Raw genomic sequence first — 16495 nt, forward strand, 5'->3', positions numbered from 1 at the left:
ATTGAGTCATCTGTAGCGGCGCGATTCATCACGCGGGTTGGATGTTGATGTCTACAGCCAGCCCTCAAACCATTCTGGCATCACGAACAGGTTGAAGTGGTTAACTAGCATCATCAGCGCAACAAACACCACCGACACCGAAACCCACTGACGTGCATACGGCATAAAGCGGATGCCAATCACCGGCTTGATGAAGAACGGATGGGCAAAGGCCGAAATCAGCACCTGCGAGATCGACAGCGTCAGCGCCACATACAGCACGTTCGGCCAGATGTAGGTTGTCGCCAGCACCGCAACCACCACTAAGCTCGCCACAATGTTCCAGTAGAACTCAACATTGGTGCGGCCGTTGGCTTGGGAAATCGCGCCGGTTAAGCCGCCCATCGGACGCAGCATGCCAAACAGCAGCATCAGCGGAATCAGATGGTAAACCTGCTCATGTGAAGCGCCGTACAGCACGCGCACAATGACCGGGGAAAGAATGCCAATCGCCAGATACATCGCGCTACTGAACAGCATGATGACGAAAGTGCCTTTCAGGAACAGCTTTTTCAGCTGCTCTGGATCGTGCTGCTTCTCAGCGAAGCGCGGCAATGCCAGGCGGTTAATCACCGGCGAAACCAGCTTCAGCGGTTGCAGAATGAGCTCTTTTGCCAGCGAGTAAATCCCCAGCATCTCCGCACCCATCACTTTACCGACGATCAGCGCATCGGCCTGGGTACGCAGCTGATTGATGGTCTGCGAACCAAGCTGATATACGCCATAACGCACGGCGCTGACGAAGGTTTTGCCGTCGAACTCCCAGGTCGGACGCCAGGATTTCTCGCCGAAGTAGATCATGCAAAGAATGCGCGTGAAGGCGTTGATGAACAGACCAAGAATCGCCGCGGCCACGGTAAGCGAGGTGTAATACAGCATCGCCACGGTACACAGGAACGCAAACAGCTTGGTGGCCATCTCAATCTTCGCCAGCGTTACCATGCGTTTGGTTTTCACATAGTGCGCCTGATACTGCGACAGATGTCCCAGCACCAGGAAGTTGAGGCTGGTGAGCATGATCAGGCCCACCAGCTCCGGCAAGTGATAGAACCACGCCACCGGATAGGCAATCGCCAGCATAATCAAGCCGGTGCAGAAACTGAGCGACACGTTCACCCAGTAAATGGTGCTCTGCTCGCGGCGATTAATATCCTGGCGATGCACGATGTAGCTGCTCATGCCCATGTCCTGCAGCACGGTCGCCACCGCCAGAATCGCATTGATGATCGCCAGTAAACCCAGCTCGTGCGTTTCCAGTTTGCGCGCCAGCACGGCGAGCTGTAACACCTGAAGCAATGCGGCAAAACAGGTACTACCAAACAGCCAAACGGCCTGTTTTTTTAATCCGCTCACACCATGCGCTCCAGAATTTTCGCCAGCTCACCGTAAGCGATGTGCTGATTGAACTCAGTTTCGACTTTCTGCCGCGCAGCGGCGACCACCGGTGCCACATCCACGTCGCCACGCGAAAGGCGCAGCAACGTCGCTGCCAGCTCGTCAGGATCGTTTTCGGCCACCAGCCATCCGCTGACGTCATTCTCAATCAGTTCAGGAATGCCGCTGTGATAGGTCGACACCACCGGCAAGCCAACTGCCATCGCTTCCATCAGCGCCACCGGAATGCCTTCCATATCGCCATCTGCGGCGGTTTTAGACGGCAGCAGGAAGATGTCCGCCTCGTTCAGCGCCTGACGAATCTCATCCTGCGGCTTGAAGCCCGGCATGGTGACGTAATCCTGCAATCCAGCGCGCGCGATGTGCTCGCGCATCATGCCATCCTGCTCGCCGTTACCGATGATGGTGAACTGGAACTGGCCGCCATTATTGCGCAGGATTTCGCTGGCTTTCACCGCCACATCCAACCCTTTCTTCTCGGTCAGACGCGCCACTGAGACGATGCGCAACGGTTGATGGAACGCCTCGCGCGGACGGAAGTTAAACTTCTCCGGCTCGATGCCCATACGCGTGACGTGCACCTTGGCGCGCGGACAACCCATCTCAATCAGCTTGTTCTCCCACAAGTGGCTGATAGGCAGCATCAGTTCGCTCTGTTTGAACAGGTTGACGTAGTCGAGCTTATGCTCTTCGAGGATGTGACGACGCGAAATATCCGCGCCGTGGAACACCGTCGCCTGCTTGCCTTTCAGCACGCCGAGTTCGCGCAGCTTGTTAGCCAGTGCGCCGGCATAGCCGAAGTGCACCAGAAACACATCGGCGGTGTAAGGCTGTTTAGTGTTGGCGACAATCGCCGGCAGCAGCAGTTTGCTGGCCTGTGCGCCGTAGCGACGCACATTCAGCGACTTGAGCAACGCGCCTTTGGTGATTTTCGGCAGTATCAACCCGATACGCTGCGTCAGCTTATCAAGGTTGGATACTTTCTCTTCCGGCAGTAAATAGTGGGTTTTCGCTGCCAAATTGTAGTCATCAAACGCGGCGTGGCGATTAATCATATCGCCCGGAAACACGGAGATAATCTCCACGTCGTAGCCTGCGTCGATGAAATGCGTCACCTGATTGAGCACGAAGGTCTCAGAGGCAACAGGAAAACGCATGGTGAAAAAGGTCAGCTTCATCACTTCACCCCAGGACGTTGAGAATTTCTGCTGTAATGCGGTTACCAATCTCACGCTCCTGCGCCACCGCGGTATCAACTTTGTGTTTCACGTTGTCGTAGTCGGCCAGCACCGTCTGCACTTTATCAATGAGCGAACCGTCCATCAGGCTCTGCACATCGGTGGCCATCTGCGGCAGGCCAAGCTGTTTCATCACGCCGAGCGACTTGTGCTCGTAGTTGATGGCCACGGCTGGCGTACCAAAGTTCATGGAGATGATGGCGGAGTGCAGGCGGGTACCAATGGTCAGATGACAATGGCTGAGGAGGATGCCGAGTTCGAGGTCGTTGAACTCGTCCATGATGACATGGTAATGCTCGGGATGCTCGACATGATCGCGCAACGTCAGCGCCACCATGCGGTCATCTTTGGCGTAGCTATCAATACCGGTACAGGTAGAGAAGGCAACCACCTGATAACCTTCGGCAATCATCGCGTTAATCACGCGGCCAAAGGCAGCTTCATACTCTTTCTGCGTGACGCCGAGACGTTTGTCGAACGGCGCCAGTTCACGCACGGTAATCGCAATGGTTTTGCGTGCGCTGATAATCGCCTGCCAGTGCAGCAGGTTATGGCTTGGATTGGCCACTTCACGCGCTTCAACCAGGAACGCGGTATCAACGCCCTTCTTCACTTTGCTGGTGGTCACGCCATCCTGCTTCAGGCGGTCGTAGCTCACCTCTTCGCGCAGCACCAGGCTGTCAACGCGGTCGAAGACAAAGTTCGCCAGCGCATTAACGCGCGGGTTCTCGAACGGACCGACCGAGTGACCGACCATATGCAGCGGCTTTTTCGCCATCAGCGCACAAAGCGCGTGGTCGAATTGGGTCACGCCGTAGAGATCGACGAAGAACGAGCCGCCAACCTGAATAATCGCGTCATATTGTGCAAGGCTTTGGGTGAACGCCGCCAGATGCGGTGGCACCGAGAAGGATTTGTACACGCCGCCTTTGCCAAGGTGCGCCATCATGATGTCCGGCATCAGGCGGTTCGCCACCTTGCGTTTCAGGCTGCCCACTAACCCTTTGCCCGACTTGCTGTTGTGCAGGAACAGGGAATCCTGCTGGATATCCTGCTGCAGTAAATAGCCAGAGCTTGTTGGATAACGGCTGATCACATCGATATCCAAATCCGCACGCGCGGATTTCAGTGAATCAATCAGCCCACGTAAAATCGCGCCATCCCCACGATTTCCACAGGTATGGTTTCCTACCAATAAAATCTTCATAAAAAAACTCCGGAAAAATTTTTGTAATTTTTACAAGCCGCCAATAGCTGCACTGGCAAAGTGAACTCTGATTCAAAGGACTGCAATGGGAGTAAACCCCAAAAAAGTGGTGCTAATTGCATTTCTATTCAGTACTGCTTACAAACTATGCACATTCCGTGGCGGCGCGATTTATCGCGCAATAAATTGCGCCGCTACGATTAGTGTGCGTTATGACTTCACGGCGAAATAAGGCATAGCCACCTGCTCGCCATTGATCACCACCGAGATGAAACCTTTAGGTTCGCGCGTATCCACCTGTTCCGGCTTCAGCGCGCGCGAGGCCAGCAGCAGATCGCCCTGCTCATTACCGCCGACGCCGGCTTTGCCGTTGTGCAGGCTAAAACGCTGCGGGGCTTGTTGCGCTGCGCTGCCCGGCGCGCCTTTGTCCATCACGGCGTCAACGCGCGCGCAGCGACCGGTCAAGAAGCGATCCTTGGCGGTGCTTTTGATCAGCACAGCGGTGGTCGGCGTCCAGCCCGCTAACTTCACGAACACTTTGGTGTCGGTATCGGTGCGCGGTTCGAAACGTACCTCCACCACCGGCGAGCTACCTTCCGCTGACCAGCTGGCTTCCGCTTTGTTTTTCTTGCGCTGCAGATGAATCACCGCGCGTCCGCCGGTGCCTTTGCCGTCAATGACATCCATCAGCGGCTGATTGGCGGTGCCGTTATTGAACTGCGACTGACCAAATACCTCGATCTCCCAGCTATCGCCCACCGTTGGCGAGTAGAAGTTGCCGAGTTCAAACCAGGTTTGCTGATCGCTGTTGTTGGTCAGGCGGAAGCGCGAGGTGATGTAGTTGTATTTCAGACTGCCATCAATGGCGACGCCGTAGGATTCAACGCGCGTTGAGCCCATTTCCCAGATGTTCAGCCAGCGCTCGCCTTCCAGCGAGTTATCAATCCAGCTGCCCGACTGCAGATTGGTCTGGCGCATATTAAGGCGCGAGTTACGCGCGTTAAGCGGGTTCTTACAATCCTCAATGCTTAGCGCATCGACAATCCACTGGCCGTTCGAGATGTCGCCAGGGAAATCGCTGTGCTCAATCCAGCCGTTATGAATGATGGATTGGCTGCAGCGCGGCAGATTCAACACCATGCCGCCTTTACAGTGCTGGGCGTTGAAGTTGGAGAGCTCAATCGCGGTGCTGTGATCCCAGGCACCGGCCTTTTGCCCCGACCAGCTGGCTTTAATCACATCGCCGGTACAGTCGTTGGCGTACCACTGGTCGATTTTGCAATCCAGCGTATCCAGCAGGCTGAGCGAAACGCCGCCCACCTGATTGAAGCGCAAGCAGGCACCACGGAAGAACTGGCCGCCCGGACAGGTATTGCGGAACAAACCCTGTTTGTTCGGACGCTTGTCGGTATTGCCGTTGAAATTCAGGTTGGAGATTTCCGTCCAGCGCGCATTTACCTGGAACAGGAATTCGGAGCGACCGTCGGAAACCAGCGTAGTCGCCGGGAAGTAACCGAAGTTGACCATCGCGCCGGAAATGCGGAAGAAGCGACGTCCTTCGTCACCGAAATCACATTCAGAGACAAAGAAGGTGCCAGCCGGGAATTGCACGCAAATCTGCTGGCTGGCATCAATCGACCATTGATACATGGCTTTGATCGCCGGTGCCGTGTCGGTTTTGCCGTCGGCGATCGCGCCGAAATCAAACAGTGTCAGGCGGTTGAAATCTTCCACCACGCGACGCCAGGTAAAACCGTTACCGCTGAAGTTCACGCCGCCGTCATCTTTGCCATCACCGAAGGTGCCGACGAACTCGCCGCCGCCCACTTCCAGCCCTTCGTGCCAGCTTTTCAGCTTGATTTTGGCACCAGCAAACAGCGGACGGGTTTTGCGCAGCTCTTCAACCGATGGGATTTCACCAATCAGTTGGTAACCATTCGGCTGCGCCAGACGCTGGCTGAAGTTGCTTTGATTGGGGCGCGAGACATCGCTAATGGAGAACAGCGTATGGCCCTGATCGTCCTCCACCACCATTGAGTGCGCGGGATTGGCGATCAACGCCGCATTGTCGTGAATGAACTGGGCGAAGTTGCCTTTGTTCAGCGCAATCGGCTGGCTGATTTGTGACACTTTGCCATTGGCATCGCGCAGAAACACCGGGATCTGATTGCCGGCCTGGCTGGCATCGCTGCCCGCTTTACCGATCCACAGTTTGCCCTCGAAGTTCTGCCAGAACTGCGGCGGCATGGTATAGACGTTTTCTGGCGTCAGAATCGGCACATCGCCTGCCGGTACGCTGGCGGGATCGACAGATTTTAACGTTGGCTGACCACTTTTTGCGGCGTAGCTGGAAAACGCACTCACTGAGAGCGCAGTAACAATCGAGGAGGCTGCGGCCTGCAAGACTTCTCTTCTTTTCATGCTTCAATTCCCGTGGTTGTGCGGCCAAAAAGGATTCCCGAGGCACGATAATTGTCGCTAAACAAGGGCGAGCCAGCTCTGCTTGATCTGATTACCGTCAAACTTGAGCGCGGTTTCTTTGGTTTTTTCACTCATGGCGTAGAACAGGCCATCATCACTGGCGAGCTGCTCCATCCGCTTGATAAAGGTGGTTTTGTCATTCATCGGCACCAGGAAGCCATCTTCACCGTGGTTGATGATCTCCTGCGGCCCGGTTGGGCAATCGTACGCCACCACCGGCAGCGACCAGGATTTGGCTTCCAGCAGCACCAGCGGCAAGCCTTCATAGCGCGAAGTCATCAGCGCCATGTCGCTTTCGCGGTAGTAATCGTTGATGTTGCTGACTTTGCCGACAAAGTTAACGCTATTGGTGATACCTAACGCCGCAGCCTGATCGTGCAGCTGCTGACGCAGTTCGCCGTCACCGGCAATCACCAGTTTCCACTCGGGATGTTTCTTGCTGAAGTCGGCCCAGATATCCAGCAGCAGGTCGAAGCCTTTCTGGTTATCAAGACGTCCCACCGCCAGCGCCTGACGGCTACGCGTTTGACGTTGAAACGCTTTGTACACCACCGGATTGGGGATTTGCTGGCTGGCAATATTCCAGCGGTTAAACACCTGATGATCTTTGTCGGTCAGGACGATCACCTGGTCGTAATAGCGCAGCATCAGCCACTTCAGCAGCTTAATCGGCTTGCTGAACGAGTTAATCGCGATGTGTTCGCAGGCATACGCCTTGAAGCGCTTCTTCTTCAGCGCCATCAGGTTCCAGAAGGCAAACATCACGCTCAGGCGACCCATGCTGATCAGGAATACGCTGTCGAAGCCTTCCTGATGAATGCTGCTAACGGCGCTTTTAATTGGGTTGCTGTGGCCTTCAAAGCTGACAATTTTTTTCACCCGTTCGAACGGATAAAAGGTTTTGCCATGGCCTTCCAGCGAGTAAATGGTGACTTCATGCTGCTCGCCGAGGCACTCAGACATAAAGTTGCAGATGTTTTCCGTGCCCGCATACGAGTAGGCATCTTTAATCACCAAAACGATCTTTTTCATACAATCCTTTCCACCTCAAAAATATATAAGCAGCTAAATCACCGTTGCGCTTAGCGGTGTTTTAAGGCAAAAAGAACCCCGTTCACCATGTACCATGTATAATAGTAATATACTTTTAACGGATTGTTTTTATAGATAATTCTTAATAATTCGAGGTGCCACTTCGCCGCTTTATTCTTGTTGCGCGACAGTGAATCGCCCAACTCGTAATAGTTGACCAGGGTTTTCTGGATCACGCGGGCTTGTTTGTAGCGGAGGAACAACTCATAGAGGAACAGGAAGTCTTCGTGGCCTTTACGCTGGAAGAAGATGCCCTGTGGAGGACGGCGGAAACACACCGAGGAGAAGCAAACGCGATATTGCTTCTTCACGAAGTTTTCCTGCTGCAGGTAGGGTTTGCTGTAGTTGATATCGTGGTCAGCGGTTTTGGTTTTGTAGTGATAATGCGTGATCACGAAATCGTCGCCGGCGGCGATCGCGGCCGTCTGTTCGGCCAGTTTTTCGCGGTGCCATTCGTCGTCGCTGTCAAGAAACGCGATGATCGCTTCTTTCGCCGCGCGCAGCCCCACGTTACGGGTTTCGGCTGCGCCCTGATTGACCTCGTTGTCGAGAATGGTGATACGCGCGTCCTGACAATGTTCACGCACCAAGGCGAGTGAATCATCGGTGGATTTGTCGTTGATCAGGTAAAGATGCCAGTCGCTGTAGGTCTGGTTGATGATCGACTCAACCGCGCGCAGAACGGTATTTCGCGCGTTATACATCGGCATCACAATACCGACGGTGCCAACATGATTTGTCATTTGTCTACCCGGAGTTTCAGGAACCAAAAAATTGCCCCCGTGTAGGGAGCAAGTGAAAGTGTTTAAAAGTGAATCAGGAGACGGCTCTTCTGCCCGAGAAGCGCGACTTCACCTTATCGAGCAGGCGATTCATGAAGTAGGCGCGATTGTCACGGTTGGTGAGGAAGAAGTAGCGTGCAAAGCTAAGGCTGGCCTGCAGCGATTTACCATCCATCTTGTAGCGCAGCGGCAGCTTGAACGCCTTGTAAGTATGGATGTCACGCGTGGTCAGATGCGGCTTCATGGTATCGAGCCAGAAGAACGAGTATTTGACCGATTCGCCTTTGTGCTTGGAACCAAATTTGGTCACCAGATGGTAGGTTGCCAGCGGCTTGTCGATCATCACGAAGGCGTAACCCATGCGGTCAGCGCGGATGCAGAAGTCATAATCCTGATGGCGAATATAGCGCGCATCAAACTGGATCTGCGCCGCATCTTCGCGCTTCAGCACAATGGTGCTGGTTTGAATAAAGCCGTAACAGCCAAACAGATACTCGGCGACGGTTTCGTTTTTGCCGGGCGGTTGCATCGGCATCACCTTGAGGAAGCTGCCATCCTGATGGATGTTCACCTGACTAAAGATGACGTAGCGCGATTTGCCCTGCGCTTCCAGTTTGGCGATGGTTTCACTCGCCACCAATAACTTGTCCGGATGCCACTCATCGTCGGCATCGAGGAAGCTGATAAAGTCGCCGGTTGCCAGCTCAATACCTTTGTTACGGGCGCCAGCGCCGTTGAGTTTGACCTCAGACAGCTCCAGTTTGATAGCCAAATCCTGATAACGTTCGCTGCGCACTACCTGCGCCAGTTCGGCCGCATCAGCCGATTTGTCATCAACAATAATGACTTCAAAATTGCGATAGGTTTGCGCTTTGACGCAATCTAGCGTCGTGACAATCGATTTCGACGCGTTATACGCGGGAATAACAATTGAGAAGCGAATCTCCTGCATTGCCAGCACCTCATTAAAAAAGTTACAAAATCAATGATATAACTTGTGGGCTCAAAAGAATAATGGGTGATGTCCTAATTTGTCGGCGAGGTCTTCATCGCCACTTTCTTCTTGTTGCTACTGCCGATAAACGGTTTCTCGACAAACAGATACGTCAATTTCGCCACATAGAAGGAGGCGACAAAGAACAATGTTGAAAGCAAGGTGTAGAACAGGAACGAATGCGGATAGAGCGTTTCCGGGATCTGCTTGATGAAATAGAGCACCACACCGTGAATCAGATACAGGCTGTAACTCACCTCACCAATCGACATCAGGGTTTTGTTTTCCAGAATGCCAAACACGGCGTTGCCGCTGCTGACAATAAAGAAGATTACCGTCAGGCAGCAGAGGAAAATCAGATACCAGAAGGTATTGCTGGTGAACGACAGCGAGAACAGCGACAGCACAATCACCGCAAAGCCGGCCAGGCTGGAGGTTTTGTAGTGCGCAAACATGTCGCGATACTTATACGCCAGATAACCCATGGCGAAGCCCAGCACCGGACGCGGATCGGTATAGGTTTTGCCCCACAGACGCAGGCCAACCGCCACGCAGAAAATCACGCCGATCGAGCCGAGAATCAGCAACGTTTTGTATTTACCTTTGGTGGCGCGGTTGAGCACGTAAATCAGCGGAATCGACAGGTACAGCAACCATTCGAGGCGCAGCGTCCATTCCACACCGGCGTTGACATCCGCCGTCAGGAAATCACCCATGCGATAGCTGCCAATAAACAGCAACCACAGCACGGCATCTTTCACTGCCGTGAGGCTATAAGTGAGATCGCCCTGCACCACGCCTACCGCGATGATGACAAAACCGGAGAACCAGAACATCGGGACGATACGGCGGATACGCGACTTCAGCAGCTTGTGCGTCAGCTGCCCTGGCGTCAGGGTTTCATTATCCAGCCAGCGATAGAACAGGAAGGCGGAGATCATGAAGAACAGCAGTACACCGAATTTACCGGAGTTAACGAAGAAGTTGCCTTCGGAGAACCAGGCAAAATAGTCTTTATCGAACACCCACTGACCATCCAGCGAATAGATGTAGTGCGCGAAGTGTGAGAACGCCACGATGCTGGCCAGCAGCGCGCGCATACCAGAGATACTTTTAATACCGCTACTGTTGTACACGCCTTTGTGGAAGGAGAATACTCGCAGAATGATTAGCGCCAGACAAAATGACAGCACCATGATTAATACATACATGTCAGCTCCTGAATCTGAGTTGGGTTAGCTGCTGTGCCGCGACAAAACGCTATCGAAAGTGCTGCTTAAGACGTTGAAGGTTCTTTCTGCTTTCTGCTTATAAAGCATCTCGTTCGGGTGAATGCAATCAGGCGACATCTCAGATTGCCAGTCACGGTTCTGCTTGATGACGCTGTACTGCTTCACGATTGGCACCTGCTGCTCTTTAGCCACTTCATTTAACTGATAAACATACGGCCAGACGTTCCAGCGCTCGGCTTTGCCACAAATGGGATTCGGTTCCTGTAACACCACCAGCTTGTTATTCGCCTTCGCGCCTTTGACCAGCTCGGTGATAATGCGCTTATACTCTTGCGGCGTTTCAATGCGCTCGCCTTTGTCTTTGAAGAAGTTGATGCGCGCATCGTTGATGGCATAGTTAATCAGAATCATGTTGGCATCGGATTTCGCCATGCGTTCTGACCAATCCATCGGCGTATTGTCTTTGTTGTACACCAGCACCGAAACCTGTGCGCCCGGCATGCCGTGGTTCTTCACCTCAATGTTGTTGCCGTATTTCTCACGCAACATCTGCTGCAAAAAACTCACTTCATTATTTTTACTGAGGATATTGCGATTGCCCGACGCGGTAACGCCAGCGGTGGTGGAGTCACCGTAGGCGGCGATGATGAAGGTGCCGGGATGATCCTCTGCCTGCGCCAGTAGCGGCGCAGAGGTGATCAGAATTGCCAGTAAAGTCTTCCGCATATTTCCTCTCATCGGTTAATGAAACAATTTGAATTCACGAGCAACTTCATAGCCCACAACGGCCTGCTTCAGTGAGATCGTGTTGTAGTAGAGGTAATAAACAAGGAAGAAAGCGAACATCGCAAACATCGCGGGTTTCAGTACGCGTTTTGACTGGAAGATTAGCGATGTCAAAATAATCGGTTCGACCTGCAGCAGGTAGTTCGACAGGCGCGCACCCGATGAGTAGTTGTAGAAGAAGATCCTGATACCGCCGCCGATGGCAAAAGTGAGAATCAACAGATAGTTCAGCTTCCACACGTCGTACTGTTCACGCTTGAGCTGGTTGCTCAGCATGAAGTAGACAAAGATAAACACCAGCATGATGTTTTTCAGGTTGGAGACTGACACCACGCTGCCATCACCCGCATTCGAGGCTTCGTTACTGTAGCCTGCGGCCCTCTCGCCCATCGATCCCAGATGTCCGGCGATCAAGGCAATAAAGCCGGTCCCGCCCACCACCGAAAGTGGCACACTGAATATAATGATGGCCACGGGCCACCAGCGCGATTCCCGAATAAACAGGAACGGAATGATGGTCACCACCATTACTGCGGTGTTGTGGCTGAGGAAGGACAGAATAAAGAAGGCAAACGCCCACCAGTATTGCTTGAGGTAAATAGTCCAGATCACGCCAAGGAACAGCGCCGAGCTCAGGCCAAAACGAATCTGGTTTACGTCTTTGTTGATAAAGATATGCGCCGAGTAAAGCGCCAATGCCAACACCGGATACGGTGACATCTTTTTGAAGAAGATGGCATTGGTTGAAACTGCCAGAATACTGAACACAAACAGGAACACGCTGGCATTGTGTGAAAACAGGCTGGTGATCCACGCGATAGCAAAAATTAGCGGTTCATAACGGAAGAAGGCGACGGTGTTGGCAAAACCGTTGACCTCAATACGGCGGACGAAGTCGGCAAAGAAGCTGCGATATTGATAGTCGTCCATCCCGGTACCGAGACCGCGAATACCGGCGAAAATAATCAGCGTGACCGTGGCGATGCACAGCAGGTAAGTCAGAATATGGGTGGTGCGTTCGTCTTTCTTCAACAGGATTTCGACCAGCGCAAGCAACAGCAAAAACCCTGATAAATACCAATATGGAGCCATGGTGTGATTCCTTAATTCCACAAGTTCTCGTGCCAGCGGTGGCTTTTAATGGCGTTATAGAGAGAATCACCTGTGTAAATCGTTGCGTGTCGTCATTCAAACGGTGCGATCAAAAGGGGCGGTCAACCCGCCCCTTTCTTCACCGGATTACCCTCATCATTAACTGTGAATGACGGGCAAATTAACTTTTGGTCGGTTTGCCATACTCGTAGTCGTAATAGTCGTAACCGTAACCATAAGAGTTGGCGGCTTTACGCACCACGGCGTTAAGGATCACACCTTTAATCTCAATACCGTTCTGGGCAAAGCGCTTGAAGCTGACATCCAGTTCTTTCGGCGTGTTGGTTTCGAAACGCGCCACCATCAGCGACGTACCGGCCAGCTTACCGATGATAGACGCATCGGTGACCGCCAGAATCGGAGGCGTATCAATCAACACCAGGTCGTAGTTCTTGCTCGCCCAATCCAGCAGCTCACCCATGCGACGATGCATCAGCAGCTCAGATGGGTTGGGTGGCACCTGACCGCGAGGCAGGAAGTCAAAACCGTACGGGCCTTTCTGAATCAGCGCCGGGCTGAACTCGGTTTTGCCTGACAACACGTTAGACAGACCGGATTTGTTATCGGCTGACAGCAGTTCGTGGGTGTAACCGCGACGCATATCACCATCGATGAACAGCACACGTTGGCCCGCTTTGGCGACCAGCGTTGCCAGGTTGGCACAGATAAAGGTTTTACCAATACCTGGGCTGGCGCCGGTGATCATCAGGATGTTATTTTTCGCTTCCATCATCGCGAAGTGCAGGCTGGTACGCAGGCTACGAATCGCTTCAATTGACAGATCAGTTGGATTGCCCAGCGCCAGCAGCGTTTCGTGGGGATCGGTTTTCACCTTGTTGCCACGACGCGCCAGTGCTTCGGTATCTTTCTTACGTTGCCATTCTGACAGCGGTACGCTGGCATAGACGTTCATGCCCAGCTCTTCCAGCTGCTCAGGATTTTCGATGCCGTGATGCAGCAGCGCTTTCAGCAGCACCAGACCAACAGAAACCATCAGACCCAGAATCACGCTCGCCGCGATGATCAGCAGTTTCTTCGGTGCCACCGGGCTGTTGCCGGTTGCTGCGCCATCGATGATGCGTACATCACCCACGGTGCTGGCTTTACTGATACCCAGCTCTTGCTGACGGTTCAGCAACTGCATGTAGATTTCCTGACCAGACTGCACATCACGCGTCAAACGCAAGATCTCTTGCTGCGTTTGTGGCATCTGAGAAATCTTTTTATTCAGCTGCGCCTGCTCACCTTCCAGCGTTTTGCGTTTTTCCAGCAACGCGCGGTAGGTTGGGTGATCTTTAGTAAACAGCTGAGACACTTCGGCTTCACGGAAGGTCAGTTCGTTCAACTGGCTCTGCACGCTGACAGAAGAATCCAGCGCCGATTTCGCTTCCAGCGACAGGTCAACCGACTCGTTCTGGCGACGGAAGGTATTCAGCTTGTCTTCGGCATCATCCAGTTTGCCACGCACTTGCGGCAGCTGGTTGCGCAGGAATTCCAGGCTCTTTTCCGCTTGCTCAGATTTACGTTCAACGTTCTGCAGCAGGTAGTTATTGACGATTTGGTTCAGCACTTTACTGATCTGCTCTGGATCTTCACCCAGATACTCCAGACCCAGCACGCCCGTGTCTTTACCTTTATCCGCAACGGTCAGGTTGGCCAGCACGGAGTTAATCGCCTGCAGCTCGTTCAGTTTGGTAACGCTGAAGTTGGTGCCTTCATCGGCATTGATGCCGCTTACCAGCATGGTCACATCACCGTGCGTTTCCAGCTGACCAACTTTACCTTTGAACAGCTCATCACCGTCCGCTGACACGGTATACGAGTCAGGACCGGTCACTTCCAGTTCAACGGTACGCTTATCGATGGTGCGTGGAATTTCCAGGCGGGAGATGGCGACGGTTGATGGCTTGTTACCCATCAAACGCGACAGACCTTTACCAATCACCGGGAAATAGTTCTGGGTGACAACGGTGTCCAGACCCAGATCGTCAACGGTTTTACCGATAACCATGCGCGATTCAAGAATCTGAATCTCGGTATCGGACGCCGGCGTTGGCGGCAGAATGCTGTCTAACTCATTCAGTACTGAGCTGGCATTCTTCTGTTCAACCTGGACTAACGCATCCGCGCTGTAGATTGGTGTAGCAAACAGTGTGTAGAGCGTGGCTACCAGCATGAAGAAGGCGGTAACGGCAACAATGATCCAGCGATGATCAATCAGCTGTCCCACAAGATGCGCCAGATCCCATCCATTCGAATCTTCCTTTGGCGCGGTCATAACCTTGTTTTTGATATTCATGGATATTCCCAACTATCGGCTTAATACGTTGACCCATTTCTGGGTAGCGTTTTCCAGTAACCCGTAGACCTCTTCAAAGGCCTCGCGACTTTTTTTGTACGGATCCGCAATTTCCTGCTGATTGAGCCAGTGGCCAAGCAGCATGGTCTTTCCGCGTGCGGCTGGATCGATGCGATTCACCTGTTCAATATGGCGCTTTTCCATTACCAGAATCAGGTCATAGTCACGGCACATGCTGGCCGTTAACTGCTGAGCCTGATGCCCTTCCAGCGACACGCCGTGTTCGGCGGCCACAGCCAGGGCTTTCTGGTCCGCCGGATAGCCTTGCAGCGCGCTGAGCCCTGCGGAGGCAATCCGGATGTTTGGTAGCGCGCGTTTGAACAGACGCTCCCCGGTGGGGGAGCGGCAGATATTGCCGACGCAGACGACTAACACGGACTTAATCATGGCGAACCCTTAGTTCGACCAGTTGCGGAAACGAAGGGCCGAGGAGCTGGCATCGTCAATACCTACGATGGTCGGCAGCAGGCCCGAAATCACACGGTTCCAACGGGTGATTGGTGTCGCGGTGACATAGACGATGTCGTACGGCTCCAGTTGGAATTCGGTGCCCATCACCATCGATGCCGCATCTTTGGTATTCAACTGGTAGATGTTGGCGATCTTGGTGCGGTTGGCGCCGCGAATCGGACGAATCACGAACACGCCGGTAGCATCAGAGGTGGTCTGATCCATACCCTGCGAATTGCCCAGTGCTTCGGCCAGCGTCATGCCGCTGCGGTCCATCTTCAGCGTTGACTGCTGCTTCACTTCACCCATCACGAAGACTTTGAGATCGTCGTTACGTGGCACGTAAAGGATGTCGCCCGGATAGAGCAGATGGTTTTGGCTCAGGTCGCCGTTTTGCATCAGCGCCTGCAACGAGAGACGTTGTTCTTTGCCGTTGTGCGTCAGCACCACGTTGCGCCAGTCAGCGTCAGCCGCTAAACCGCCGGCGGCGTTGACGGCATCCAGCACGGTCAGCGGCACGTTAGTGATCGCCTGTTGTCCGGAGGTGGTGACCGAACCGGTCACGTACGCTTTCTGCGAACGGAACGAGGCGACGTTAACGTCAACCTGCGGACTTTCGATGTATTGCGCCAGACGACGCGCCACTTCGCTGCGGATCTCGGTAACCGTTCGGCCTGCTACGCGCACTTTACCGATGTACGGGTAGAAAATGGTGCCATCTGCCTGTACCCAGTTACCGGTGTCGCTGGCGCTACGGTACTGACCGGCAGGTGTGGTCAACTCTGGGTGATCCCAGACGGTGACGTTAAGCACGTCGCCGACACCGATACGGTATTCGTAGCTCTGAATTTCATTTTGCAGCATCGGGTTAGCCTGCGCGACTAACGGCTTCGGACGCATCTGTTCAACCAGACGCGGCGTCAGCGGGAAGACGTTGACATATTTGTCGATGTCATAGTTGCTATCCTGTTGCTCTATGACATCTTTTCCACTGGTGGAAAGGTGAGAACCCGGCTCAATGGTGCATCCGGAGAGAAAAGTCGCGGATACCAGTAAAGGTATCAATTTAATTTTCATTATCATCTGATTCTTCGCTATCAGTTATTGATTGATAGAGGCGAAATCGCCCGCTGTGTAGCGTCTTACAAAAATGGAATGTGACGGGTTAAACACTGAAACTGTGGGTCATTATTATGCGCTCCCTTGGTTTTATGTTGTCACCGAGTCTAAAGACGACATCAATTAAAATGGTTATACAGACTCAATCAGTGCAGCTGTCTAATAACGA

13 protein-coding genes are annotated in these 16495 nt (G+C 53.2%); all 13 read right to left on the reverse strand.

Annotated features, from left to right (window positions below):
- Positions 1–51: 51 nt before the first annotated feature.
- Positions 52–1392 (reverse strand): MOP flippase family protein, encoded by a 1341-nt coding sequence (locus PO881_RS12410; protein ID WP_008104858.1) that lies wholly within the window; start codon positions 1390–1392, stop codon positions 52–54.
- The gene (locus tag PO881_RS12415) at positions 1389–2612 is read right to left on the reverse strand and encodes a glycosyltransferase (RefSeq protein ID WP_192411955.1); all 1224 of its coding nucleotides are present in this window, start codon (positions 2610–2612) and stop codon (positions 1389–1391) included. Before PO881_RS12415 ends, PO881_RS12410 begins: the two co-directional genes overlap by 4 nt.
- 4 nt (positions 2613–2616) lie before the next feature.
- Positions 2617–3879: a colanic acid biosynthesis pyruvyl transferase WcaK gene (gene wcaK, locus PO881_RS12420; protein ID WP_101763371.1), complete on the reverse strand. Its 1263-nt coding sequence runs from the start codon at positions 3877–3879 to the stop codon at positions 2617–2619.
- Positions 3880–4089: 210 nt separating this feature from the next.
- Positions 4090–6300, reverse strand: a complete 2211-nt coding sequence (locus PO881_RS12425) for a phage tailspike protein (protein ID WP_280171862.1) — start codon at positions 6298–6300, stop codon at positions 4090–4092.
- Positions 6301–6357: 57 nt separating this feature from the next.
- Positions 6358–7392, reverse strand: coding sequence for a glycosyltransferase (locus PO881_RS12430; protein ID WP_101763369.1), 1035 nt, complete (start codon positions 7390–7392; stop codon positions 6358–6360).
- Between the two features lie 50 nt (positions 7393–7442).
- A complete protein-coding gene (locus PO881_RS12435) occupies positions 7443–8195 on the reverse strand; it encodes a glycosyltransferase family 2 protein (RefSeq protein WP_210081884.1) in 753 nt (250 codons plus the stop codon).
- A gap of 73 nt (positions 8196–8268) precedes the next feature.
- Positions 8269–9186: a glycosyltransferase family 2 protein gene (locus tag PO881_RS12440; protein WP_101763367.1), complete on the reverse strand. Its 918-nt coding sequence runs from the start codon at positions 9184–9186 to the stop codon at positions 8269–8271.
- A gap of 74 nt (positions 9187–9260) precedes the next feature.
- A complete protein-coding gene (locus PO881_RS12445) occupies positions 9261–10439 on the reverse strand; it encodes an acyltransferase (protein ID WP_110866650.1) in 1179 nt (392 codons plus the stop codon).
- 24 nt (positions 10440–10463) lie between these two features.
- A complete protein-coding gene (locus PO881_RS12450; RefSeq protein ID WP_280171863.1) occupies positions 10464–11186 on the reverse strand; it encodes an SGNH/GDSL hydrolase family protein in 723 nt (240 codons plus the stop codon).
- A 15-nt stretch (positions 11187–11201) separates the two neighbouring features.
- The gene (locus tag PO881_RS12455) at positions 11202–12338 is read right to left on the reverse strand and encodes an EpsG family protein (protein ID WP_137386120.1); all 1137 of its coding nucleotides are present in this window, start codon (positions 12336–12338) and stop codon (positions 11202–11204) included.
- A 181-nt stretch (positions 12339–12519) separates the two neighbouring features.
- Positions 12520–14697: a tyrosine-protein kinase Wzc gene (wzc, locus tag PO881_RS12460; RefSeq protein WP_280171864.1), complete on the reverse strand. Its 2178-nt coding sequence runs from the start codon at positions 14695–14697 to the stop codon at positions 12520–12522.
- Between the two features lie 12 nt (positions 14698–14709).
- Positions 14710–15144 (reverse strand): protein tyrosine phosphatase, encoded by a 435-nt coding sequence (locus PO881_RS12465; protein WP_101763362.1) that lies wholly within the window; start codon positions 15142–15144, stop codon positions 14710–14712.
- A gap of 9 nt (positions 15145–15153) precedes the next feature.
- Complete coding sequence (locus PO881_RS12470; RefSeq protein ID WP_101763361.1) at positions 15154–16284, reverse strand: polysaccharide export protein; 1131 nt, start codon at positions 16282–16284, stop codon at positions 15154–15156.
- Positions 16285–16495: the final 211 nt, after the last annotated feature.

It is taken from the genome of Pantoea sp. SS70 (assembly GCF_029866845.1).
Lineage (GTDB): Bacteria > Pseudomonadota > Gammaproteobacteria > Enterobacterales > Enterobacteriaceae > Pantoea > Pantoea leporis.

What these genes read in the sequence shown, in the direction of transcription:
- PO881_RS12415 (WP_192411955.1), bottom strand. Translation starts at nt 2,612, where the DNA reads ATGAAGCTGACCTTTTTCACCATGCGTTTTCCTGTTGCCTCTGAGACC.
- wcaK (WP_101763371.1), bottom strand. Translation starts at nt 3,879, where the DNA reads ATGAAGATTTTATTGGTAGGAAACCATACCTGTGGAAATCGTGGGGAT.
- PO881_RS12425 (WP_280171862.1), bottom strand. Translation starts at nt 6,300, where the DNA reads ATGAAAAGAAGAGAAGTCTTGCAGGCCGCAGCCTCCTCGATTGTTACT.
- PO881_RS12430 (WP_101763369.1), bottom strand. Translation starts at nt 7,392, where the DNA reads ATGAAAAAGATCGTTTTGGTGATTAAAGATGCCTACTCGTATGCGGGC.
- PO881_RS12435 (WP_210081884.1), bottom strand. Translation starts at nt 8,195, where the DNA reads ATGACAAATCATGTTGGCACCGTCGGTATTGTGATGCCGATGTATAAC.
- PO881_RS12440 (WP_101763367.1), bottom strand. Translation starts at nt 9,186, where the DNA reads ATGCAGGAGATTCGCTTCTCAATTGTTATTCCCGCGTATAACGCGTCG.
- PO881_RS12445 (WP_110866650.1), bottom strand. Translation starts at nt 10,439, where the DNA reads ATGTATGTATTAATCATGGTGCTGTCATTTTGTCTGGCGCTAATCATT.
- PO881_RS12450 (WP_280171863.1), bottom strand. Translation starts at nt 11,186, where the DNA reads ATGCGGAAGACTTTACTGGCAATTCTGATCACCTCTGCGCCGCTACTG.
- PO881_RS12455 (WP_137386120.1), bottom strand. Translation starts at nt 12,338, where the DNA reads ATGGCTCCATATTGGTATTTATCAGGGTTTTTGCTGTTGCTTGCGCTG.
- wzc (WP_280171864.1), bottom strand. Translation starts at nt 14,697, where the DNA reads ATGAATATCAAAAACAAGGTTATGACCGCGCCAAAGGAAGATTCGAAT.
- PO881_RS12465 (WP_101763362.1), bottom strand. Translation starts at nt 15,144, where the DNA reads ATGATTAAGTCCGTGTTAGTCGTCTGCGTCGGCAATATCTGCCGCTCC.
- PO881_RS12470 (WP_101763361.1), bottom strand. Translation starts at nt 16,284, where the DNA reads ATGAAAATTAAATTGATACCTTTACTGGTATCCGCGACTTTTCTCTCC.